Genomic DNA, 21,306 nt, shown 5'->3' with positions numbered 1-21,306 from the left:
TTTCCTTCCCTCTCGATGCGGACAACCGGAAGGCAGGCACTCGAAAGGAGGGTGATGGCAGATGATCACCCGTGAGGAGATCGCCAACGTCCTGGACCAACCGGTCTACGACGGGGACGGCAACAAGATCGGCGACGCGAAGCATGTCTTCTTCGACGACATGACCGGGCGCCCCGAGTGGGTGAGCGTCAAGACGGGCATGTTCGGCTCTGCCGAGTCCTTCGTGCCCATTCGCGACGCCGCGCTCGTGCAGGACCACCTCGAGGTTCCCTACGGCAAGGACCAGGTCAAGGGCGCGCCCTCGGTCGACGTCGACGCGGGCGGCCATCTGTCGGAGACCGAGGAGCACCGGCTCTACGACTACTACGGCATCAACTGGGACAGCGTGCTGTCCGAGGCCGAGCGCACCGACGACGGCCGCTGGGCCGCGGGACCGGGCACGGCGGGCACCGCCACGGCCGCGGGCGCCGCCGGAACCGCCGGAACCGCCGGAACCGCGGGCACGGCCGGAACGGCGGGCGGCACGACCGGCCGCGAGGACGCCATGGAGCGCGAGGGCATGCGCCGCGACGAGGCCATGACCCGCTCCGAGGAGCAGATGCACGTCGGCGTCGAACGCCACGAGTCGGGCCGGGCCAGGCTGCGCAAGTACGTGGTCACGGAAGAGGTCCAGCAGACCGTTCCGGTCACCCACGAGGAAGTGCGGGTGGTGCGCGAGCCCATCACGGAGGCCAACCGTGACGAGGCCATGGCCGGGCCTGAGATCGCCGAGGCCGAGCACGAGGTCACGCTGCACGCCGAACGCCCCGTCGTGGAGACGGAGACGGTGCCGGTGGAGCGCGTCCGGATGACCACGGAGGAGCTCACGGAGAACGAGACGGTGCGCGGCCAGGTCCGCAAGGAGCGCATCGAGGCCGAGACCGAGTCCTTCACGGAGGACGAGATGCGGCGGGGCGACGAGCGGCGGGGCCGCGAGTGACCGTCCCCCGGCGTCAGCGCGGGACCGTGCGCCGGTGAACCAGCTTCACCGGCGCTTCCCGCCGTCCAGGGCCCGGGCCAGATAGGGCGCGGTGGCGCTCCCCTCGGCGGCCGCCACCTCGGCGGGGGTCCCGGCGGCCACGATCCGGCCGCCCGCGTCGCCGCCGCCCGGCCCCAGATCGATCACGTGGTCGGCGCCGGCCACCACACTCATGTCGTGCTCGACGACGACCACCGTGTGGCCTGCCTCGACGAGCCCGTGCAACTGGCGCATCAGCACCGCGACATCGGCCGGGTGCAGACCGGTCGTCGGTTCGTCGAGGAGGTACAGGGTGTGGCCGCGGCGCCCCCGCTGCAGCTCGCTCGCCAGCTTGATGCGCTGCGCCTCCCCGCCGGACAACTCGGTCGCGGGCTGCCCGAGCCGCAGGTACCCCAGGCCCACGTCCAGCAGGGCGCCGAGCGCGCGGGCCGCCGGGGGCGTGTCCGCGAAGAACTCCGCCGCCGCCTCCACCGTCAGGTCCAGCACCTCGGCGATGCTCCGTCCCCGGTACGCCACTTCCAGCGTCTCGGGGTTGTAGCGCGCGCCGCCGCAGTCGGGGCACGGTGCGTAGGTGCTCGGCAGGAACAGCAGCTCGACGCTGACGAACCCTTCGCCCTGGCAGGTCTCGCAGCGCCCTCCCGGCACGTTGAAGGAGAACCGGCCGACGCCGTAACCGCGCTCCCGTGCCTGATCGGTGCCGGCGAAGACCTTGCGCACGACGTCGAACAGGCCCGTGTACGTGGCCAGGTTGGAGCGCGGGGTGCGGCCGATCGGCCGCTGGTCCACGGAGACCAGCCGGTCCACCCCCGCCGGTTCCCCGGTGATCTCACCGACCAGCGTCGACTTCCCGGAGCCGGACACACCCGTCACCGCGGTCAGCACCCCGAGCGGGAACCGCGCGGTCACCCCGCGCAGGTTGTGCCGGGTCACCGGACCGACCGTCACCGTGCCCCGCGGCACGCGCACCTCCCGCGCGGGCGCGGGGGAGCGGCCGAAGAGGTGGGGGGCGGTGGCGGACTCCGCGACCTGGGCCAGGCCGTCGACCGGGCCGCTGTACAGCACCCGTCCGCCGTGCTCGCCCGCCCGCGGACCGACGTCCACGATCCAGTCGGCCCCGCGCATCACGCCCAGATGGTGCTCCACCACGAACACCGAGTTGCCGGCCGCCTTCAGCCGCTCCAGCACCGTGAGGAGCGCCTCGGTGTCCGCCGGGTGCAGGCCGGCGGAGGGCTCGTCGAGGACGTACACGACACCGAACAGCCCCGAACGCAGCTGGGTCGCCAGCCGCAGCCGCTGCAGCTCGCCCGCCGACAGGGTCGGGGTGGGGCGGTCGAGGCTCAGGTACCCGAGCCCCAGCTCGACGACCGGCGCGATCCTGGAGGTGAGGTCCTCGGTGAGCACCCTGGCGGTCTCGCCCTCGGCCGGCAGCAGTCCCACCAGCTCGGTGAGCGGCAGCGCGGCCAGCTCGGCGACGGTGCGTCCGCCGACGGTCACGGCGAGGGACTCGGCCCGCAGCCGGGCACCACCGCACACCGGGCACGGCTCGCTGGTGAGGAACCCCTCGGCCTTCGCCTGCAGCGTGGCGCTCTTGGAGTCCGCGAACGTCTTCATCACATAGCGCCGGGCGCTCATGTAGGTGCCCTGGTACGGCCGCTGGATGCGTCCCGCCTCCCGCACCGGGTGCACCGTGACCACCGGCTGCTCGTCGGTGAACAGGATCCACTCCCGCGCCTCGGCGGACAGGTCGCGCCAGGGCCGGTCCACGTCGTACCCGAGCGCGTCCAGGACGTCCCGGAGGTTCTTGCCCTGCCAGGCACCCGGCCACGCGGCGATCGCCCCGTCCCGGATCGACAGCGACGGGTCCGGGACCAGCAGTTCCTCGGTCGTGCGGTGCACCCGGCCGAGCCCGTGGCACTCCGGGCAGGCCCCGGCCGCCGTGTTCGGCGAGAAGGCGTCGGAGTCCAGCCGCTCGGCGCCCGGCGGGTAGTCGCCGGCGCGGGAGAAGAGCATCCGCAGGGAGTTGGAGAGGTTGGTGACCGTCCCCACCGAGGAGCGCGACGTCGGCGTCGCCCGCCGCTGCTGCAGCGACACGGCGGGCGGCAGCCCGGTGATTGCGCCGACCTTGGGAGCGCCTACCTGGTGGATCAGCCGCCGGGCGTAGGGCGCGACCGACTCGAAGTACCGGCGCTGCGCCTCCGCGTAGACCGTCCCGAAGGCCAGCGACGACTTCCCCGAGCCGGAGACGCCGGTGAACACCGCGACCACGTCCCGCGGGACGTCCACGTCCACGCCCTTGAGGTTGTGCTCGCGGGCGTCGCGCACCCGTACGTACGGATCGTGGGGGCTGTGCATCGCGGGCGACTCCGTACGGTGGGCGGGACAAACCCCGCGATTCTACGCCGGAGCGCCCGCCGGTCCCGTACCGGCGACACGGGCGAGCCGCCGGTAGGAGTCCAGGAGGGCCTCGCGGTCGTACGTGCTGGTGGTGACCAGGACCTCCTGCGCCCCGGTCTCCTTCACCAGCGTCTCCAGCTCAGCGGCGACCTGCTCCTCGGTGCCGGTGACGTGGCCCGCGAGGCCGGCCTCGTACAGGTCGCGCTCCCTGGCGGTCATCGTCCGTGCCCCGACCTCCTCGGCCGGGGGCAGGGGCGGGAAGGAGCCGTGCGTGCGGGCGTGGGCCATGGACCACGCCTCCGGGACCAGGAGCCGCCGGGCCGCCTCGCCGGTGGCGGCCACCGCGACGGTGCCGGAGACGACGACGTACGGTTCCGCGCTCCACTCGGAGGGGCGGAACCCGGCGCGGTAGCGGTCGATGCCGCGGCGCAGCCGGTCCCGGTCGCGCAGGTCCCCGATGACCATCGGCAGCCCCGCCCGGGCGGCGACGGCCGCGCCCTCGCCGACGGCCAGTACGAAGGGCGGGACGGTCAGTCCCTCCGCCGGACGCGCGTGCACGCCGGTGGGAGAGGTGCCCCGGAACCAGCCGAGCAGCTCGGCCAGTTGCGCGTCGAAGTCCTCGGCGTCGTCCTTCTCCCGGCCCAGTGCCCGCCGGACGCCGTCGGTGAAGCCCACCGAGCGGCCGAGCCCCATGTCGATCCGGCCGGGGAAGAGCGACTCCAGCACGCCGAACTGCTCGGCGACGACCAGCGGCCGGTGGTTGGGCAGCATCACGCCCCCGGTGCCGACGCGGATGCGACGGGTGGCCCCGGCCACGGCGGCTGCGAGCACGGTCGGCGCCGACCCGGCCACCCCGGGCACGCCGTGGTGCTCCGCCACCCAGAAGCGGTGGTAGCCGAGCCGCTCCGCCTCACGCGCCAGCTCCACGGTGTCGCGCAGCGCCTGTGCGGCAGTGCGGCCCGCCCGGATGCGGGACCGGTCGAGGACGGAGAAGCGGATGCCGGAGATCACTGAGGTCACACGGTGTTCAACGCCCGCACGCCGCACAGATTCCCGGCCCGCGGATTCCGGCTCCCGGTTCATCGGCAGGTGTCGCGCGGCACGCCCTAGGGTGGCCGGGTGAGCGACAGCAGCAAGCCCCCGGTGGCCGTGTTCGACCTGGACAACACTCTCGCCGACACCGCGCACCGGCAGCGGTTCCTGGAGCGCAGGCCGCGTGACTGGGACGCCTTCTTCGCCGCCGCGCCGCACGATCCGCCGCTCGCGGAAGGCGTCGCGCTGGTGCGGGAGAGCGCGAAGCAGTGCGAGGTCGTCTACCTGACCGGGCGGCCCGAGCGATGCCGTCGCGACACGCTCGACTGGCTGGCCGCGCACGGTCTGCCGGACGGGACCGTGCACATGCGCGGCGACGCCGACCGCAGGCCCGCCCGGCGCACCAAGCTGGAGATCCTGCGACGGCTCGCGCGGACCCGCGAGGTCCGGATCCTGGTGGACGACGACGAACTCGTCTGCGACGACGCCGAACGAGCCGGTTTCACCGTGCTCCGGGCACGCTGGGCGGCCCGGTCGGCCGAACTGCGCGCGGCGCAGGAGCGCGAGGGCCGTACCTGACCGACGTGACCGCCCGGGGCCGGCCCCGGCGAGCGGCGCGTCAGTCCGACTCCTCCAGGCGGAAGCCGAGCTTCAGGCCGACCTGCCAGTGCGCGACCTGCCCGTCCTCGATCTGGCCGCGCACCTGCGTCACCTCGAACCAGTCCAGCTTGCGCAGGGTCTGCGAGGCGCGGGTGATGGCGTTGCGGACGGCCTGGTCGACGCCGTCGGGCGAGGTGCCGACGACCTCGGTGACCCGGTAGGTGTGGTTGGACATGCGGGGCTCCCTTCCGCAGGACGGCGGTGTGCTCTGCGTCACTCCACCGTGCCCCAAGTCGGGACGGAGCGCGAGGCATCGGCCTTCCTGGCGGAAACCCTCCGGTACTCCCCTTGACCTTTGTATTGGTCCATACCAAAATCCCAGACACCCGTTCGAGCCTCGGGCTCGTCCCCCACGTCGGGTCTCCCTTCGCGTGGGCAGGTCCCCCTGCCTCAGCCCTGTGTTCGTCAGCCAGAAGGACCCCTCGTGAGACGTCGCCTCCTCGCCCTTGTCTGTGTGTCCGCCTCCGTGCTCAGCGGCTGCGGGCTGGTCTCGCAGGACGGCGGGAGCGGGGGGCGCACCGTCACCCTGTGGCTCATGAAGGACAGCGCCTCGCAGGACTTCCTGAAGCGGTTCACCGAGGACTTCGAGGCCGACCACCCCGACCTCGACCTGGACATCCGCATCCAGGAGTGGACCGGGATCGGCGACAAGGTGCAGGCCGCGCTGAAGGCCGACGGGACCGACGGGCCCGACGTCGTCGAGGTCGGCAACACCCAGGTTCCGCAGTACGCGGAGGGCGGCCTGCTGCAGGACCTGACCCTGGAGTCGATGCGCGACTGGGGCATCCGCGACTGGCTGCCGGGCCTCGCCGAACCCGGACAGTGGATGTCCCAGCAGTTCGGCATCCCCTGGTACGCCGCCAACCGCGTCGTCATCTACCGCAAGGACCTCTTCGAGCAGGCCGGCGTCGGCGAGCCGCCCCGCACCCGTGAGGAGTGGCTCGCCACCACCGAGAAGCTCGACAAGAACGGTGACCAGGGCATCTACCTGGCCGGCCAGGACTGGTACACGCTCTCCGGCTTCATCTGGGACGAGGGCGGCGAGCTGGCCACCCAGGACGGCGAGGGCGGTGTCTGGACCGGCGCCCTGGACTCCGAGGCGGCCCTGCGCGGCATGGACTTCTACCGCGAACTCCAGGCCCTGGGCGACGGGCCGGTCGACGCGGACGAGGAACACCCGCCGCAGTCCGGCGTCTTCGCCGAGGGGCGGGCCGCGCAGATCATCGCCGTGCCGGGCCAGGCCCAGTCCATCCTGCGCGAGAACCCCGGCCTCAAGGGGAAGATCGGCTTCTTCCCGGTGCCCGGCAGGAGCGCCGGCCGGCCCGGGGCCGTCTTCACCGGCGGCTCCGACCTCGTCGTCCCGAAGAACACCGACCAGGAGGACGGGGCCCGCGCCGTGGTCGAGGCGCTCGTCAGCACCGAGTGGAACACCGACCTGGCCCGCACCATGAACTACGTCCCCAACAAGAAGTCGCTCGCCGAGGACGTGTCGGGCGAGGAGGGGATCGAGGCGATGGCGGCCGGCGCCGCCCAGGGCCGGGCGACCCCCGGTACGCCCCGCTGGGGCGCGGTCGAGGCCGACAATCCGATCAAGGCGTACATGACGAAGGTGCTCAAGGGCGCGGACGCGAAGGCGGAGGCCCGGAAGGCCTCCGACCGCATCACCGGGCTGCTGGACGCCAACGCGCGCTGACCGACGCGGTCCGGACCCGGGCACACCGGGTCCGGACCGCTCCGGCTCGGCACCGCCGACGCGCGGGTGCGCTCAGCGCACGGCGCTCAGCTCACCAGACTCAGCGCACCACGCTCAGCGACAGGGCGAAACGGCCCTCCCCGTCCGTCCACCAGTGGGTCAGGTCGAGACCGGCCGCCGCCAGCTCGGTCCGCACGCCCTCGCGGCGGAACTTCGCGGACACCTCGGTGCGCAGCTCCTCCCCGTCCGCGAAGTCCACGGCCAGGTCGAGCGCCTGGACCTTGACGGTCTGCGCGGTGCGCGAGCGCAACCGCATCTCGATCCACTCCCGTTCGGCGTTCCACAGCGCCACGTGCTCGAAGGCCGCGGGCGCGAAGTCGGCCTCCAGCTCGCGGTTCACCACCGACAGCACGTTCTTGTTGAACGCGGCCGTCACCCCCGCCGCGTCGTCGTACGCGTGGACCAGCACCCCCTCGTCCTTGACCAGGTCCGTGCCCAGCAGCAGGGTGTCGCCCGGCGAGAGCAGGGCCCGGACCGAGGCCAGGAACGCGGCGCGCTCCTCGGGCAGCAGGTTGCCGACGGTGCCGCCGAGGAACGCCACGAGCCGCGGGCCCGGCGTGTCGGGCAGCGTCAGCCCCGCGGTGAAGTCGGCGATCAGCGCGTGCACCCGGAGCCCCGGACGCTCGGCCACGAGCGCCTCGCCGGCCAGGGTGAGGGCGCTCTCGCTCACGTCGACCGGCACGTAGCCGCTCAGCCCGGTCCGCTCGGTCAACGCGTCCAGCAGGACGCGCGTCTTCTCCGAGGACCCGGAACCCAGCTCGACCAGGGTGTGCGCGCCGGTCGCCGCCGCGATCTCCCCGGCCCGGTCGACCAGGATCTCCCGCTCCGCCCGGGTCGGGTAGTACTCGGGCAGCGCGGTGATCGCCTCGAACAGCTCGCTGCCCCGAGCGTCGTAGAACCACTTCGGCGGCAGCCACTTGGGCGTGCTCGTCAGGCCCGCCAGGACGTCGGCGCGCAGGGCGGCGTCCGTGGCGTCCTCGGGCAGCGTCCGGGTCAGACGGAACTGGCTCACGTGCGGGGCTCCTTCGGGGTGGCGAAAGCGTCTGCGTGGGCGGTCGTGCCGGGATCCTTGAGCGGGGTGAGCCGCACCTCGGTGCCGCTCGCCGCGAGCAGGGAGCGGTCGGGGACCTCCTGCCAGCGCGGGTCGTCGTCGTAGGGCTCGGAGGCGACGACCGTGCCGCCCCCGGGCCGGGACAGGTACCACAGGGTGTCGCCCCAGGTGGTGGCGGTGACGGTGGAGCCGTTCGTGAGGAGCAGGTTGAGCCGGGAGGCGGGAGCCGCCGCGGCGACCTCATGCACCGTCTCGGCCAGCGCCCGGCCCTCGTCGTCCCCGGCGCGCAGCCGGGCCAGGACCAGGGCCCACACGAGCGCCGAGTCGTTGCGCGCCTCCAGCGCCAGCAGCTCCCCGGGCGGCAGCGTCGCGGCCACCGGCGCCAGTGAACCGGGCCAGCCCGCCACCGCGCCGTTGTGGCTGAACAGCCAGGTCCCCGCGGCGAACGGCGCCGCCGCCGCCTCCGCGTCGGCGCCGGACAGCGTCGCGTCCCGTACGGCCGCGAGCAGCGCGCCGGTCCGCACCACCCGGGCCAGGTCGGCGAAGGACCGGTCGGCCCAGATCGGACCGGCCCGGCGGTACCGGGCCGGCACCGGGTCGCCCTCGGCGTACCACCCGACGCCGAACCCGTCCGCGTTGACCGTGCCGTGCCGCTGGTGCCGGGGTGCCCACGACTGCCGGTACAGACCGTGCGGCGGCGCCACCACGAGCGCGCCGAGCTGCTCCCCGGGGCCCACGTAGGCCAGGTGACGGCACATCAGGCGACCTCCGCCGACCGGGCCGTGCGGAACCCGGAGAAGATCTGCCGCCGGATCGGATAGTCCCAGTTGCGGAACGTGCCCCGGCAGGCCACCGCGTCCACGGCGAAGGAACCACCGCGCAGCACCTTGTAGTCGGGGCCGAAGAACACCTCCGAGTACTCCCGGTACGGGAACGCCCTGAACCCCGGGTACGGGGCGAAGTCGCTCGACGTCCACTCCCACACGTCGCCGATCAGCTGCCGCACACCGAGCGGCGACTCACCGGCCGGATAGCTGCCCGCCGGTGCCGGGCGCAGGTGCCGCTGCCCGAGGTTGGCGTGCTCCGGACCCGGGTCGGCGTCGCCCCACGGGTAGCGCGTCACGCGGTCGCCGGCCGGGTCGTACCGCGCGGCCTTCTCCCACTCCGCCTCGGTGGGCAGTCGGCGCCCGGCCCAGCGGGCGTAGGCGTCTGCCTCGTACCAGCACACGTGCAGCACCGGCTCGTCGGCCGGCACCACCTCGGTCACCCCGAAGCGGCGCCGCAGCCACTGCCCGCCGTCCCGGCGCCAGAACAGCGGGGCGGTGAGGGAGTGGCGACGGACGTGGTCCCAGCCCTCGGGGGTCCACCAGCGCGGGTCGTCGTAGCCGCCGTCGTCGATGAACGCCCGGTAGGCGCCGTTGGTCACCGGGACGGTGTCGATGAAGTACGGCGCGACCTCACGCGGGTGCGCGGGACGTTCGTTGTCCAGCGCCCACGGCTCCGTGGACGTGCCCATCAGGAAGGGGCCGCCCGGCACCAGGACCTCGGCCGGTCCGGTGAACAGCGGCACGGGGTCCGGGTCGGGCGCGGTCAGGGCCTGCGGGCCCCTGCGCAGCTGATGCGTGATCAGCATGGTCTCGTCGTGCTGCTGCTCGTGCTGGGCGATCATCCCGAAGGCGAAACCCGCCTCCGTCAGCCGCGTCCCCTCGAACGCCGTGCTCTCCAGCACGTCCAGGGCCCGCCCGCGCACGTCCGCCGCGTACCGCCGTGCCTCGGCGGGCGACAGCAGCGGCAGGCTCGGCCGTTCGGCCCTGGGGTGCTCGAAGGCGTCGTACAGGCTGTCGATCTCCGGGCGTATCGCCTCGTGCCCGGCGACCGCGCGCAGCAGCCACTGCTCCTCCTGGTTGCCGATGTGCGCCAGGTCCCACACCAGCGGGGACATCAGCGGCGACACCTGGCCGGTCAGGTCGGGGCCCTCCACACAGCCGGTCAGCAGCGTGGTGCGCTCCCGCGCCGCGACGAGGGTGGACAGGGCCCGCTCCCGCAGCGTCTCGGCGGTGGCGGCCGCCTCGGCCTTGGCGGTCGCCTCGGCGGCCGTGGTCGCGTCAGTGGGGTCGGTCATGAGCGGGTCTCCCTCCCGTGCGGGCCACGGTCCGCGCCGCCCGGCATCTCCAGCAGATCGTCGGCGGGGCAGCGGCCCCGGCGGACGTAGCGCTCCAGGTACCCGCCGACGGCGTCCACGACCTCCGCGCCCGCGCCGAGCCGGGGCAGCGCGGACAGCGCCGCCGTGAAGCAGACGACGGCCGCCTCGCGCAGCTCGGGGTCGGTCAGGGCGTCCCGGGCCGCCGTCTCGTACAGCGGATTGTGCGGCGCGGGCAGCCCGAGCGAGCGCTCGGCCAAGGGCTTGACGGCGCGGTAGGCGGTCTCGGTGGCCTCCGGGTCGTCGAACAGCGCGGCGGTCACCGCCAGCGGCACGATCCAGCCGTCGTCCCCGGGCTGCGCGTCGATCATGCGCAGTTCCAGGTGGCCGCGCGGACGGACCGGCGGGAAGAGCGTGGTGAGGTGGTAGTCCAGGTCCTCCCGGGTCGGCGGCCTCGGCACCGTCCCGCGGGTCCACTCCCGCAGGGACAGGCCCTCCGGCACGTCCCAGGGGCCGGAGTCCCGGCGCACGCACATCACCGGGGCGTCCAGGACGTGCCGGGACCAGGTGCCGCGCGGGTCGCCGTCCAGCGGGGGGCCGCCCGCACGGCCCACGCCGATCTGCGTCCAGCGCAACTGCCGGGTGGACCGCCAGCCCGTGGGCCGGCCGCAGGACAGCGGGGAGTTGGCGAACGCGGCCAGCAGGACGGCGCCCAGGTGATGGGCCAGCCACCACCGGCGTACATACCCCTGCGGCCCCGGCTCCTCGTGCCCCGCGTCCACGCAGACCTGCACGGAGGCGGAGGCACACATCATGAAGCGGCCACCGTCGCCGGAGCGGTCGAGACAGGCCTCCATGGCGTCGTAGCGCGGCTGCCGCAGGTAGCGGCGCGGCGGGTGCCAGGGATCGTGGCCGAGGCCGACCAGGGCGAGGCCGTCCTCGCGCAGGACGGCGCGGACGGCGTCGAGATCGGCGGAGACGGAGCGGACGCACTCCGTCAGCGAGGCGGCGGGGAGCGAACTCAGCTCCAGCTGGCCGCCGGGTTCGACGGTCAGCGCCGACCTCAGGGGCACGGCCCGCAGCGCGGTGTACAGCGCACGGAGCCGTTCGGGTGACACGGGGAGCCGCGGCGCGCGCAGCTCGTGGACGAGCCATTCCACCTCGACGCCGAGCAGCCTGGGCGGACCGGTCTTGAAGCAGATGCCGCGGACCAGCGCCTCGACCTCGGCCTCACTGACGGCGGTACGGGGCCGGATACAGCCCCCAACCGTATCGGACATGTCGGGATCCTCCTGAGATTCCACCATGCCGCCGGCCCTTCTACGGCGGGCCGGGCCGGCACACTCGTCCCACCCAAGACCCTCGTGCCGCTCCGCACAAGGATGCATATCGGGACGTTCCCGCTCGGCAATCTCCGCGATCCGTCCGTTCCCGGGGACTTTCCCCGTCGTTCGCGTCGTTCGCCGGTCGGGAAACTCCGTTGCACCGCATCCCCAGCATCACCCAGGATTCCCTCATGAGCACCACGGGGGAGACCGCGCGGCGCGCGGTCACGACGTCCACGGGGGTGGCGCCGTGAGCGCGCGCCTGCGGGGCATCGCACAGCAGACGGAACAGATCGTCGCGGCCGGGTCCTACCGCACGTCCGGCGGCCGAGAGGTGTCCGTCGCGGCCGCCGTCGAGGCGGCGCGGGACGGCACGCGCATGTACGGTCCGGGGCCCGTCGAGCCGCCCGTCGCCACGCCGGTGCGGACGGTCCTCGAGGTCACCGGCGAGAGCAGCCTTGAGGCCGCCCGGCGGCTCGGCGGCGAGGTCGCCGTCCTCAACTTCGCCTCCGCGCGCAACCCCGGCGGCGGCTACCTCAACGGCGCCCAGGCCCAGGAGGAGGCCCTGTGCCGGGCCTCCGCCCTGTACACCTGCCTGCTGCGGGCCCCCGAGTTCTACGACCACCACCGCGCCCACCGCGACCCGTTCTACACGGACCGCGTCATCCACTCGCCCGGCGTGCCCGTCTTCCGCGACGACCGGGGCCGTCTGCTGGACCAGCCGTTCTCGGCCGGATTCCTCACCGCCGCCGCGCCCAACGCGGGCGTGGTGCTGCGCACGGCCCCGGAGCGCGCCGCGGAGCTGCCCGCCGCCCTCGCCGCGCGCGCCGAGCGGGTGCTGGAGACGGCCGCCGCGCACGGGTACCGGCGGCTGGTGCTGGGAGCCTGGGGCTGCGGGGTGTTCCGCAACGACCCCGCCCAGGTGGCGGGCGCCTTCCGGACCCTGCTCGGGCCCGGCGGACGGTTCGCCGGGACCTTCGAGCAGGTGGCGTTCGGCATCCTGGACCGCACCCCGGGCAGTGCCGTCCGGGCCGCGTTCGACCGTGTCTTCCCCGAGGGCGCGGCCGCCGGCTCCGGTCAGCTCCAGCCGTAGCGCTCCCGCAGCCGCTGCCGCACGAGGTCGAAGCGCATCCGGTCCAGGGCGCACGCCTCCCGGCGCATGCCGGCGTCGTGCAGCCGCAGCACCCGGTCCACGTCCACCCAGGAATCGCGCCCGGAGCGGTCCCAGGGCCCGCTCCCGATCGGCACCCACTCCCGGTCACCGTCGTGCCGCCTGCTGGACAGCTGCACCGCCAGCACCGTCCCGGCCGCCTCCCGGGCCACGACCAGCACCGGCCGGTCCTTGCCCCGCCCGTCGGCCTCCTCGTACGGCACCCACGTCCAGACGATCTCGCCCGGATCGGGGTCGCCGTCGTGCGCGGGGGAGTACTCGGTCCGCACCCGGCCCACCTTCCGGGGGTCGGCCTCGGTGGTGGCGGAGGGGCCGTAACGGCCGGGGGCGGTCCCGCCGTTGCTGTCGACGTCGTCGGTAAAGGGGCTCACGGCCGTACCGTACGGGACGTGGCCGCGCGGACGCGCGGGGACCCGGGTCCGATGGCAGGCTGGCCTGTGGGCCCGCGCCCGGAAGGCGGCCGATGAACCGCACGAGTCAGCACGAGGCAGAAGGCGACGTCATGACCGACCAGCTCACCGTGAGCGTCCTGGGCACCGGCATCATGGGTGCCGCGATGGCCCGCAACCTCGCCCGCGCCGGACACCGCGTCCGCGTCTGGAACCGCAGCCGGGACAAGGCCGAGCCGCTGGCCGCCGACGGCGCGCACGTCGCCGACAGCCCGGAGGAGGCCGTACGCGGCGCCGACGCGGTCCTCACGATGCTGTACGACGGCCCGGCCGCCCTCGACGTCATGCGGCGGGCCGTGCCAGGACTGCGGCCCGGCACCGTGTGGGCGCAGTCCACCACGGCGGGCGTCGACGCGGTCGCCGACCTGGCCGCCTTCGCCCACGAACACGACCTGGTCTTCTTCGACGCCCCCGTCCTCGGCACCCGGCAGCCCGCCGAGGCCGGCGAGCTGCTGGTGCTCGCCGCGGGTCCCGGCGCGGCACGGGACAGGGTGGCGCCCGTGTTCGACGCCGTCGGCTCCCGCACCGTGTGGACCGGCGAGGACGGCGCGGCCGGCACCGCCACCCGGCTGAAACTGGTGGCCAACAGCTGGGTCCTCGCCGCCACCAACGCGGTCGGCGAGGCCCTGTCGCTCGCCAAGGCGCTGGGCGTGGACCCGGACGGCTTCTTCGACGCGATCGCGGGCGGTCCGCTCGACATGGGCTACCTCCACGCCAAGGCCGCGCTGATCCGCGACGGGGCGCTGACGCCGGCCCAGTTCGCCGTCACCACCGCCGAGAAGGACGCCCGCCTCATCGTCGAGGCCGGTGAGGCCAACGGTGTCCGCCTGGACCTCGCGGCCGCCGGTGCGCAGCGGTTCGCCCGGGCCGCCGCCCAGGGGCACGGCGACGAGGACATGGCGGCGGCCTACTTCGCCAGTTTCGAGGAGAAGGCGACCGACTGAGCCCGTCCGGGGTACCGGAGGCACGGAACAACCGAACACCGGGACCGGACCCGGACCGGACCGCACCACCACCCAGAGGAGCCCGCATGTCCAAGCCGCCGCTGCCGGCCGAGGCCGTAGAACTGCTGCGCCGCCCCAACCCCTGCGTCATGGCCACCCTCCGCTCGGACGGCGCCCCCGTCTCCACGCCCACCTGGTACGCCTGGGACGACGACGGCCGCGTGCTGATCAACCTCGACGCGGGCCGCGTGCGCCTCGGCCACCTGCGCCGTGATCCGCGCGTCAGCCTCACCGTCCTCGCGGGCGACGACTGGTACACGCACGTCACCCTCATCGGCCGCGTCGCCGAGATGCGCGACGACGAGGACCTCTCCGGCATCGACCGGCTCTCCCGGCACTACACCGGCAACCCGTACCCGGACCGCAAGCGCCCCCGGGTCAGCGTCTTCGTCGAGGTGGAGCGCTGGCACGGCTGGGGAGCGATGAAGGACAGCGACCAGTCCGGCTGAGGCCGGGACACGGGGGCGGACGCGGACTATGATCGCGGCGCGGCATCGCGTGTCGGTCACCGTCCGGGTGAGGCATGGAGGCGCCGTGGAGATGCCCGTGGAGGCATTGACCGTGTCAGTCGAGTTCAACCACACCATCGTCCTCTCCCGAGACCGGGAGAAGTCCGCCCGCTTCCTCGCCGGAATCCTCGGCCTGGAGGTCGGCGAGCCGGCCGGAATGTTCCTGCCCGTGACGACCGCCAACGGCGTCACCCTCGATTTCGCCACCGTCGACATCGAGATCCCCGTGCAGCACTACGCGTTCCTCGTCTCCGAGGACGAGTTCGACGCCGTCCTCGCCCGGCTCGTCGAGGGCGGCACCCCCATCCAGGCCGACCCGCAGGGCCGGCACCCGCGCCGGATCAACCGCAACGACGGCGGCCGGGGCGTGTACTTCACCGACCCGGCCGGGCACGGCATGGAGGCCTTCACCCGCCCCTACGGCACTGACCCGTCCTCACCGCTGAACGGTGTCACGGAGGACGTGCCCGGGGCCTGCTGACGGGCACCCGACGGCCGCACGTGAGGCACCGGCAAGCGCCGGTGCCTCACCCGTCACCGGCGGGCTCCGGCAGGGCCGGAGCGGGTGCCTGGGCCCGCCGCGGCAGCAGGAGCGGGGTCGCCAGCATCAGCACGCCGGCCGGCGCGACCGCGGTCCGCGGCCCGGTCAGGCCGGCCGGCAGACCCCACGATGTCGGCCGCGGCGACGACGACCGACACGACCAGGAGCTGGACGAAGCCGAGCCGCCCGAAGCCGAGCCGCCCGAAGACGTACGCGAGCGGCACGCTCAGCAGGACCGCGCACCGCACCAGGTCCATCGCGACCGTCACCGGCCGCTTGCGCCGGAACTCCACCCGGGGCCCCAGCGGCACCGCCGCCACCGCGCCCACCGCGAGCCCCGCCGCCGCGAGCGCCGCCACCCGCTCCGGCCCGGCGTCCAGCACCACGACCGCGGTCAACGGAAAGGCGTCGAACGCGAGCCGCGTGCCGAACGTGCTGACCGCGTACGCGGCCCACAGCCGGCCGAACCCCCGCCCCCACGGCCCGCCGCCCACCACGTGCGACTCGACCACACCCGACTTCGTCACGCCGGCGTCAAAGCGATCCGGGGCCGGGCGGATCGAACAACCGGCGGGGCGGAAGGCACAACCGACCGTTGTGCGCGGGCGGAGCTGGTCCCGCCTACCGGGTCAGCAGGGCGCGCAGCGCCCCGGCCACCGCGTCGGGCGCCTCCTCCGCCATGAAGTGCCCGCAGCCGACGGTCTCGTGCCGCAGGTCCGGCGCCCATGCCCGCCACAGCGCGGCGGCGTCGTAGCCCAGGGCGGCGCCCCAGTCCTGCTGGAGGACGGTCACCGGCATCCCCAGCCGGTTGCCCAGCTCCCGGTCCGTCCGGTCGTGGTCGACGTCGATGCCCGCCGAGGCACGGTAGTCGGCCACGATGGACGGCACCGCCGCGCGGGAGGCCGCCAGGTAGGCGGCGCGGACGTCGGCGGGCAGGGCGTCCGGGTCCCGGGTCCAGACGTCGAGGAAGTGACCGAAGAACGCGTCCGGCGCGGCGCCGATCAGCTGCTCCGGCAGTCCCGGCGGCTGCGCCATCAGATACAGGTGGAAGCCCACCGCCGCCGTCGTGCCGCGCAGGACGTCCCACATGTCCAGGGTGGGCAGCACGTCCAGCGCGGCCAGGTGCGTCACCGCGCCGGGGTGGTCGAGCCCGGCGCGCACCGCGACCAGCGCCCCGCGGTCGTGACCGGCCAGCGCGAACCGCTCGTGGCCCAGCCGCCGGGCCAGGTCGACCACGTCGGCGGCCATGGTCCGCTTGGCGTACGCGGTGCCGTCCGGGTCGGCGGGCTTGTCGCTGGCGCCGTAGCCGCGCAGGTCGGGGCAGATGACCGTGTGGTCGGCCGCCAGGTCGGCGGCGACGTGCCGCCACATCAGGTGGGTCTGCGGGAAGCCGTGCAGCAGCACGACCGGGCTGCCGGTGCCGCCGACGGCCACGTGCAGGCCGATGCCGTCGGCGACCGTCACACGGTCGTGGGTGAAGCCGGGGATCGTGGGTTCCATGGGGGTCGGTGCCTCTCTGTTCCTGCTCGCGCCACGCGCCTTCGTGACGCCTTCGAGGCTCCCGCCCGCGAATCAGCAACCGATCAGCGACCCGTCAGCAGCCGGTCGGCCCGGTGGGCAGACCGTTGGCGACCGTTCGGCGACCGGCCGGGCAGCGGCCCGCACGCGTACCGTGGGGAGGGCACGAGCGGTGGCGAGCGGAGCGGACGGAACACGGCACATGGACGCGGTCACGTTCGGCGTGCTCGGCGCCGTCACCGCCCGGCGGGGCGGCCGGGCGCTCGGCCTCAAGGGCCCCCGGCACCGCGCCGTACTGGCCCGGCTGGTCCTGGCCAGGCGGCGGGTCGTCCCCGTCGCCCGCCTGGTCGAGGACCTGTGGAGCGATCCACCGCCACGGGCCGTCGGCGCCGTGCGCACCTTCGTCGGAGACCTGCGCCGCGCCCTGGAACCCGACCGTCCGCCGCGCGCCCCGGCCCGGCTGCTGGTGACCGAGGGCCCCGGATACGCCCTGCGCGCGGCACCGGACGCCGTGGACGCGTGGCGCTTCGAGGCCGCCGTCGCCGAGGCCGACCGGCTGCCCGCCGCCCAGGCACCCGGGCGGCTGCGGGCGGCCCTGGAGGAGTGGCGAGGGCCCGCCTACGCCGAGTTCGGCACGGAGGACTGGGCCAGGGGAGAGTGCGCCCGGCTCACCGAACTGCGGCTGCGCGCCGTGGAACGCCGGGCGGAGCTGCTGGTGGAACTCGGGCGTGCCGCCGAGGCGGTCCCCGACCTCGACGCGCACCTCGCCGACCACCCCTGGCGCGAGGAGTCCTGGCGCCTGCTCGCCCTCGCCCTGTACCGGACCGGCCGGCAGGCGGACGCCCTCGCCGTGCTGCGCCGGGCCCGCGCCCGGCTGGCCGGGGACCTGGGCCTCGACCCCGGACCCCGGCTGCGCCGCCTGGAGGCGGGCATCCTGGCCCAGGACCCGGAGCTCGACCCGCCCGGTGAACCGGCGGAAGCGGCGGCCCGGCTGTGGGCGCGGGCGACCGAGGCGTACGACCGCACGGTCGCCGCCGGGGCACCGGCCCGCCTGGAATCCACCGTCGGCCTGCTGCGCGGCCTCGCCGTCACCGGCGGCGGTGGCCTGGAAGCCGCCCGGCAGCACCGCATGGCGGCGGTCAGCGCGGCGGAGGAGACGGGCGACACGGACCTGACGGCCCGGGTGATCGGTGCCTACGACGTCCCCGCCAACTGGACCCGCAGCGACGACCCCGAGCTGGCCCGGCGGATCGTCGCCGCCGCCGAGCGCACCCTCGGCGCGCTGCCCGAGGATCCCACCGCAGACGCGGCACGCTGCCGCCTGCTGGCCACCGTCGCCCTCGAATCGCGGGGCGTGCGGTCCCCGCGCGGGCCGCGGGCGGCCGCCGAGGCCGAGCGGATCGCCCGCGGCCTGGACGACCCCGCGCTGCTCGCGTTCGCCCTCAACGGCCTCTTCATGCAGTCCTGCACCCGCGCGGGCCTGGCGCCGCGCCGCGACGCGATCGGTGCCGAACTCGTCGCGCTCGGCGCCCGGCACGGCATGGTCAACCACGAGGTGCTCGGCCACCTGATCCGGCTCCAGGCCCGCGCGGCCCTCGCCGACCTCAGCGCGGCCGACGAGCACGCGAGGGCCGTGGACCGACTCGCCGAGCGCCACGGGCGTCCCCTCGTCGGCGTTTTCACCACGTGGTACCTGGCCGTGCGCGAGGCGGTTTCCGGCGGGTCCTGCGCCAGCGCCGAGAACGCCTTCCGGGCGGCCGCCGCACGGCTCGACGGCATGGGGATGCCGGGGCTGGAGCGCGGGCTGCTGCCCCTGGCGCTGCTCGGCCTGCGGCTGGCCCACGGACGGCCCGTGCGGGTGGACCCGGACGCGGACTGGGGGCCCTACCGGCCCTGGGCCGAGCCGTTCGCCCTCCTGGCCGCAGGCCGTGATACCGAGGCCCGCGGCGCCCTGCGGGCCCTGCCGGAGCCACCGCCCGACCTCCTCTACGAAGCCCTGTGCTGTGCCGAGGCCGCGCTCGCCCTCTCCCTCGGCGACCGCCCGGCGCTCCGGCGGACGTACGACAGGCTGCTGCCCGCCTCCGGTGAACTCGCGGGCGCGGGCAGCGGGTTGCTCACCTTCGGGCCGGTCGACGGATGGCTCGCGGCGATCCGCGGGGCCCTGGGGACGTGACGGCGGAGGCCCCGCGTCACAGCCCACTCGTCGCGGCGAGGACTGCGCACAGGCCCTGAGGATCGGCCCCGCGTGCCAGAGAGGCATGGCCCTCTTGGTCCGCCGCACGTCGCCACGCGGATTGTGGATGTCGACCGGGTACGCGCCGTGCGCGATCACGTCCGGGAAGATGCGCGCCGCCAGGATGTCGTGCCCCGTCAGCCGGTAGTCGCCCAGCACGCGCCGGCTCTCCCGCACGCCGACGTGGGTGCCGCTCTGCACCACGTACGACTCCTCGAAGCCGGGCACGCGGGTGCGCAGGAAGCGGTCGATCTCGGCCAGTTGGTGCCGGGCCGTGTACTCGGCCCGGGTGAGGTCCCAGACGCTGCTGCCGAGGACCCGGTTCACGCGGGTGCTGTTGACGGACACCTCGTGCGGGTGCGGGGTCGCGAAGAAGAGGATGTCCTCGCGCGGCAGCCGCAGTTCGCCGTTGGCCCTGGCCTCCTCGATCAGGTCCCACAGCCCGTGCACACCCCGCCACTGGTCGGGGTGCTCGCGCACGTAGTCGGCGAAGTCGGGCCGGGAGAAGTCGGCGACGCGGAACATCAGCGTCATGGGCTGCACCAGCCCGTCCTCCGGCCTGCCGATCTCGTACGGCGCCCCGCAGGCCGTCGCCACGTCGCCGTCGCCCGTGCCGTCCACGACCACCCCGGCGTCGATCACCACCGGTCCCGACTTGGTCTCGAACACCACCCGCCGGCCCGAACCGTCCTCCAGCGGCAGCGTGCCCGAGGCGAACGAGTGGAACAGCATCCGCACCCCCGACTCGTCCGCCATCTCGAGCAGGGACAACTTGAACAGCTCGGGGTCGAAGGGGACCGTGTACCCGGTCCGGGGTGAGGGCGCCAGGCAGCCGCCCCGGCCCATGAGCCGGTCCAGCAGGGCCCACAGCACACCCGCGACCACCGGCTCGCCCTCGCCGTGATCGGTCGGCAGCAGCCGCGAGGTGTCCCCGGCCTCGGTGAACGCGGCCTGCCGGTGCTCGTTGTGGAACGACATCAGCGGCATCACCAGTGCCACGGTCGCGTTGCCGCCGAGGAACCCATACCGCTCCACCAGGACGGTGTCCGCCCCGGCGTCGGCCGCTCCGACCGCCGCCGCGAACCCGGCGGGGCCGCCGCCCACCACCAGGACGTCGCAGCGGCCCCCGTGCCGTGCGGTCCTGGGCGGCAGGGTGACGGTGCGGGACTCGCGGGGCTCTTCCAGGACCGGCATCGGCCACCTCCGGGTCAGGCGTTCAGCGGACGCGGCTCGGCGCGGTACGGCTCCTCACGGCAGGGAGCGCCGCCCGCGGTCCCCGGGGCCGCCGCCGACGCGCCCGCCGCCGGGGCGCCGCCCGGCTCGCGCGCGGCGGCGATCCGGTCCAGCAGGGACCCGCACCGCTCGCAGGTCCGGCGGGCCGACGCGGACAGCTCCGTCATCCGGTCCGCGAGGTCGTCCCTGCGCTGCGGATACTCGTCCCAGAGCCGGTCCACCTCCGCCAGCAGCAGCCCGGCCTGCTCCCGCGCCACGCCCACCAGTGCCGGGGCGCCCAGCCGGCGCGCGAAGTCGAAGACCTTGCCGGAGTACGGCAGCGGCAGCACCGGTACGCCGGTGAGCGCGGCGAAGATCACGAAGTGCAGCCGCATGCCGACGGCCACGTCGAGATGGCGCATGAAGCCGAGGACCTGTCCCGGGCTGTAGTCGCCGTGCAGGATGCGGCCCTGGTCCGGGGCCGTCATGTGGGAGAGCACCGCGTGCGCGTGCCGCACGTCGTGCCGCTCCATCGGCAGGAACACCACGCGCGCGTCCAGCCGGCGGACCAGGAAGTCCGCCACGTCGGCGAGGAGGGCGTGGTAGTCGCCCTCGTCGAGCTTCTCGGCGGCCCGCCCCGGCTCGCGCACCGACATCCCCACCAGCCGGGTGCCGGACGGGATGCCCTCGTCGCGCATCATCGCCTCGGTGAAGGGCTCCGGGGCCAGCAGCAGCGCCGGATCCGCGGTGACCGCGACCTCGCGCTCCAGGCCGACCTCCTCCAGCACCAGCCGCGACTCCTCGTCCCGCACCACGACGTCGTCCATCTCGGCCAGCACCGTGCGCACCGCCTCGCGGTCCTCGGCGTCGGTGAGCGGCCCGGCACCGACGGCGTAGGCGAAGGTGGGCACCCGGCGGGTCTGCGCGGCGCGCACCAGCCGCAGGTAGCGCCGCGCCTCGCCGTCGTAGAGGATGCCGCCGCCGCCCAGCACCAGCAGGTCGAGGCCGGGCAGCACGTCCAGGACGTGGTTGCGGCTGACCCGCTCCCAGGGCACCACCTCGTCGGCGTCCGGGTGGTGGGCGCGGGTGTGCTCGGCGTTCCGGCTCAGGACGACCAGCCGTGCGTCCGGGCGCCGGGCGCGCAGACAGCTCAGCACACAGGTCAGGATCGCCTCGTCGCCGATGTTGAAGCCGCCGTAGGAACCCAGTACGCCGATGCGCGGGCCTCGGCGGGCGGGGTGCGGATGTGAGGGCCGAAGAGTCATCCGGGACTCCCGTCACGTCACGGTCGTGCCG

18 protein-coding genes and 2 pseudogenes are annotated in these 21,306 nt (G+C 74.6%); 8 read left to right on the top strand and 12 right to left on the bottom strand.

Annotated elements, in window-relative coordinates:
• Positions 1-61: 61 nt before the first annotated feature.
• On the top strand, positions 62-979 hold the full coding sequence (locus EV562_RS02985; RefSeq protein WP_133885042.1) for a PRC and DUF2382 domain-containing protein: 918 nt from the start codon (positions 62-64) through the stop codon (positions 977-979).
• A 45-nt stretch (positions 980-1,024) separates the two neighbouring features.
• Here EV562_RS02985 and EV562_RS02980 read toward each other — a convergent pair whose 3' ends face one another.
• Both EV562_RS02980 and EV562_RS02975 read right to left on the bottom strand, forming a co-directional pair.
• On the bottom strand, positions 1,025-3,370 hold the full coding sequence (locus EV562_RS02980) for an excinuclease ABC subunit UvrA (protein WP_133885041.1): 2,346 nt from the start codon (positions 3,368-3,370) through the stop codon (positions 1,025-1,027).
• Between the two features lie 42 nt (positions 3,371-3,412).
• The gene (locus EV562_RS02975) at positions 3,413-4,432 is read right to left on the bottom strand and encodes an LLM class flavin-dependent oxidoreductase (protein WP_133885040.1); all 1,020 of its coding nucleotides are present in this window, start codon (positions 4,430-4,432) and stop codon (positions 3,413-3,415) included.
• Between the two features lie 99 nt (positions 4,433-4,531).
• Here EV562_RS02975 and EV562_RS02970 point away from each other — a divergent pair, with 99 nt between their 5' ends.
• Positions 4,532-5,023, top strand: coding sequence for a hypothetical protein (locus tag EV562_RS02970; protein ID WP_133885039.1), 492 nt, complete (start codon positions 4,532-4,534; stop codon positions 5,021-5,023).
• A gap of 40 nt (positions 5,024-5,063) precedes the next feature.
• Here EV562_RS02970 and EV562_RS02965 read toward each other — a convergent pair whose 3' ends face one another.
• Positions 5,064-5,279 carry a dodecin gene (locus EV562_RS02965; protein WP_030399431.1) on the bottom strand — a complete coding sequence of 72 codons (216 nt, stop codon included), beginning with the start codon at positions 5,277-5,279 and terminating at the stop codon, positions 5,064-5,066.
• A gap of 249 nt (positions 5,280-5,528) precedes the next feature.
• Between EV562_RS02965 and EV562_RS02960 the strand changes: the two genes are divergently transcribed.
• Positions 5,529-6,797 (top strand): extracellular solute-binding protein, encoded by a 1,269-nt coding sequence (locus tag EV562_RS02960; RefSeq protein WP_133885037.1) that lies wholly within the window; start codon positions 5,529-5,531, stop codon positions 6,795-6,797.
• A gap of 100 nt (positions 6,798-6,897) precedes the next feature.
• On the opposite strand, the gene egtD is transcribed toward EV562_RS02960, so the two are convergent.
• From egtD to egtA, 4 genes are read right to left on the bottom strand one after another with little or no spacing between them, the layout of a single operon-like run.
• Positions 6,898-7,869, bottom strand: a complete 972-nt coding sequence (gene egtD / locus EV562_RS02955) for an L-histidine N(alpha)-methyltransferase (RefSeq protein WP_133885036.1) — start codon at positions 7,867-7,869, stop codon at positions 6,898-6,900.
• Complete coding sequence (egtC, locus tag EV562_RS02950) at positions 7,866-8,666, bottom strand: ergothioneine biosynthesis protein EgtC (protein WP_133885035.1); 801 nt, start codon at positions 8,664-8,666, stop codon at positions 7,866-7,868. Before egtC ends, egtD begins: the two co-directional genes overlap by 4 nt.
• A complete protein-coding gene (gene egtB, locus EV562_RS02945) occupies positions 8,666-10,030 on the bottom strand; it encodes an ergothioneine biosynthesis protein EgtB (RefSeq protein ID WP_243859952.1) in 1,365 nt (454 codons plus the stop codon). The genes egtC and egtB overlap by 1 nt, the downstream gene beginning before the upstream one ends.
• A complete protein-coding gene (egtA, locus tag EV562_RS02940) occupies positions 10,027-11,328 on the bottom strand; it encodes an ergothioneine biosynthesis glutamate--cysteine ligase EgtA (protein ID WP_133885034.1) in 1,302 nt (433 codons plus the stop codon). The genes egtB and egtA overlap by 4 nt, the downstream gene beginning before the upstream one ends.
• Positions 11,329-11,623: 295 nt before the next feature.
• On the opposite strand from egtA, the gene EV562_RS02935 reads away from it, so the two are divergent.
• Positions 11,624-12,466, top strand: a complete 843-nt coding sequence (locus EV562_RS02935; RefSeq protein ID WP_166661536.1) for a TIGR02452 family protein — start codon at positions 11,624-11,626, stop codon at positions 12,464-12,466.
• Here EV562_RS02935 and EV562_RS02930 read toward each other — a convergent pair.
• On the bottom strand, positions 12,451-12,915 hold the full coding sequence (locus EV562_RS02930) for a type II toxin-antitoxin system PemK/MazF family toxin (RefSeq protein ID WP_133885032.1): 465 nt from the start codon (positions 12,913-12,915) through the stop codon (positions 12,451-12,453). The genes EV562_RS02935 and EV562_RS02930 overlap by 16 nt on opposite strands.
• Before the next feature lie 131 nt (positions 12,916-13,046).
• On the opposite strand from EV562_RS02930, the gene EV562_RS02925 reads away from it, so the two are divergent.
• From EV562_RS02925 to EV562_RS02915, 3 genes are all read left to right on the top strand, one after another.
• The gene (locus EV562_RS02925) at positions 13,047-13,937 is read left to right on the top strand and encodes an NAD(P)-dependent oxidoreductase (RefSeq protein WP_133885362.1); all 891 of its coding nucleotides are present in this window, start codon (positions 13,047-13,049) and stop codon (positions 13,935-13,937) included.
• Positions 13,938-14,023: 86 nt separating this feature from the next.
• Positions 14,024-14,446, top strand: coding sequence for a PPOX class F420-dependent oxidoreductase (locus EV562_RS02920; RefSeq protein ID WP_133885031.1), 423 nt, complete (start codon positions 14,024-14,026; stop codon positions 14,444-14,446).
• 112 nt (positions 14,447-14,558) lie between these two features.
• A complete protein-coding gene (locus tag EV562_RS02915; protein ID WP_133885030.1) occupies positions 14,559-14,987 on the top strand; it encodes a VOC family protein in 429 nt (142 codons plus the stop codon).
• A 188-nt stretch (positions 14,988-15,175) separates the two neighbouring features.
• On the opposite strand, the pseudogene EV562_RS02910 reads toward EV562_RS02915, so the two are convergent.
• Positions 15,176-15,559 (bottom strand): annotated as a pseudogene (locus tag EV562_RS02910) (MFS transporter); the annotation flags it as partial.
• Between the two features lie 109 nt (positions 15,560-15,668).
• Entirely contained in the window at positions 15,669-16,547 is an 879-nt protein-coding gene (locus EV562_RS02905; RefSeq protein WP_133885029.1) for an alpha/beta hydrolase, read from the bottom strand.
• A gap of 220 nt (positions 16,548-16,767) precedes the next feature.
• Between EV562_RS02905 and EV562_RS02900 the strand changes: the two genes are divergently transcribed.
• Positions 16,768-18,738, top strand: a complete 1,971-nt coding sequence (locus EV562_RS02900; RefSeq protein ID WP_133885028.1) for a BTAD domain-containing putative transcriptional regulator — start codon at positions 16,768-16,770, stop codon at positions 18,736-18,738.
• 162 nt (positions 18,739-18,900) lie between these two features.
• Here the strand turns inward: EV562_RS02900 and EV562_RS02895 are convergent.
• Together EV562_RS02895 and EV562_RS02890 are read right to left on the bottom strand one after the other, a co-directional pair.
• Positions 18,901-19,992 (bottom strand): annotated as a pseudogene (locus tag EV562_RS02895) (FAD-dependent oxidoreductase); the annotation flags it as partial.
• A gap of 14 nt (positions 19,993-20,006) precedes the next feature.
• The gene (locus tag EV562_RS02890; protein WP_243859951.1) at positions 20,007-21,275 is read right to left on the bottom strand and encodes a polysaccharide pyruvyl transferase family protein; all 1,269 of its coding nucleotides are present in this window, start codon (positions 21,273-21,275) and stop codon (positions 20,007-20,009) included.
• Positions 21,276-21,306: the final 31 nt, after the last annotated feature.

Source organism: Streptomyces sp. BK208 (genome assembly GCF_004364245.1).
GTDB lineage: Bacteria > Actinomycetota > Actinomycetes > Streptomycetales > Streptomycetaceae > Streptomyces.
Note: the sequence above shows the minus strand (reverse complement) of the source record. Positions and strands in the feature narration are given on the sequence as shown.

Bases quoted from the DNA above. Each gene is read 5' to 3' on its own strand.
- egtA (WP_133885034.1), bottom strand. From the start codon at position 11,328: ATGTCCGATACGGTTGGGGGCTGTATCCGGCCCCGTACCGCCGTCAGT.
- EV562_RS02985 (WP_133885042.1), top strand. From the start codon at position 62: ATGATCACCCGTGAGGAGATCGCCAACGTCCTGGACCAACCGGTCTAC.
- EV562_RS02900 (WP_133885028.1), top strand. From the start codon at position 16,768: ATGGACGCGGTCACGTTCGGCGTGCTCGGCGCCGTCACCGCCCGGCGG.
- EV562_RS02925 (WP_133885362.1), top strand. From the start codon at position 13,047: ATGACCGACCAGCTCACCGTGAGCGTCCTGGGCACCGGCATCATGGGT.
- EV562_RS02920 (WP_133885031.1), top strand. From the start codon at position 14,024: ATGTCCAAGCCGCCGCTGCCGGCCGAGGCCGTAGAACTGCTGCGCCGC.
- EV562_RS02905 (WP_133885029.1), bottom strand. From the start codon at position 16,547: ATGGAACCCACGATCCCCGGCTTCACCCACGACCGTGTGACGGTCGCC.
- EV562_RS02965 (WP_030399431.1), bottom strand. From the start codon at position 5,279: ATGTCCAACCACACCTACCGGGTCACCGAGGTCGTCGGCACCTCGCCC.
- EV562_RS02980 (WP_133885041.1), bottom strand. From the start codon at position 3,370: ATGCACAGCCCCCACGATCCGTACGTACGGGTGCGCGACGCCCGCGAG.
- EV562_RS02890 (WP_243859951.1), bottom strand. From the start codon at position 21,275: ATGACTCTTCGGCCCTCACATCCGCACCCCGCCCGCCGAGGCCCGCGC.
- egtC (WP_133885035.1), bottom strand. From the start codon at position 8,666: ATGTGCCGTCACCTGGCCTACGTGGGCCCCGGGGAGCAGCTCGGCGCG.
- egtB (WP_243859952.1), bottom strand. From the start codon at position 10,030: ATGACCGACCCCACTGACGCGACCACGGCCGCCGAGGCGACCGCCAAG.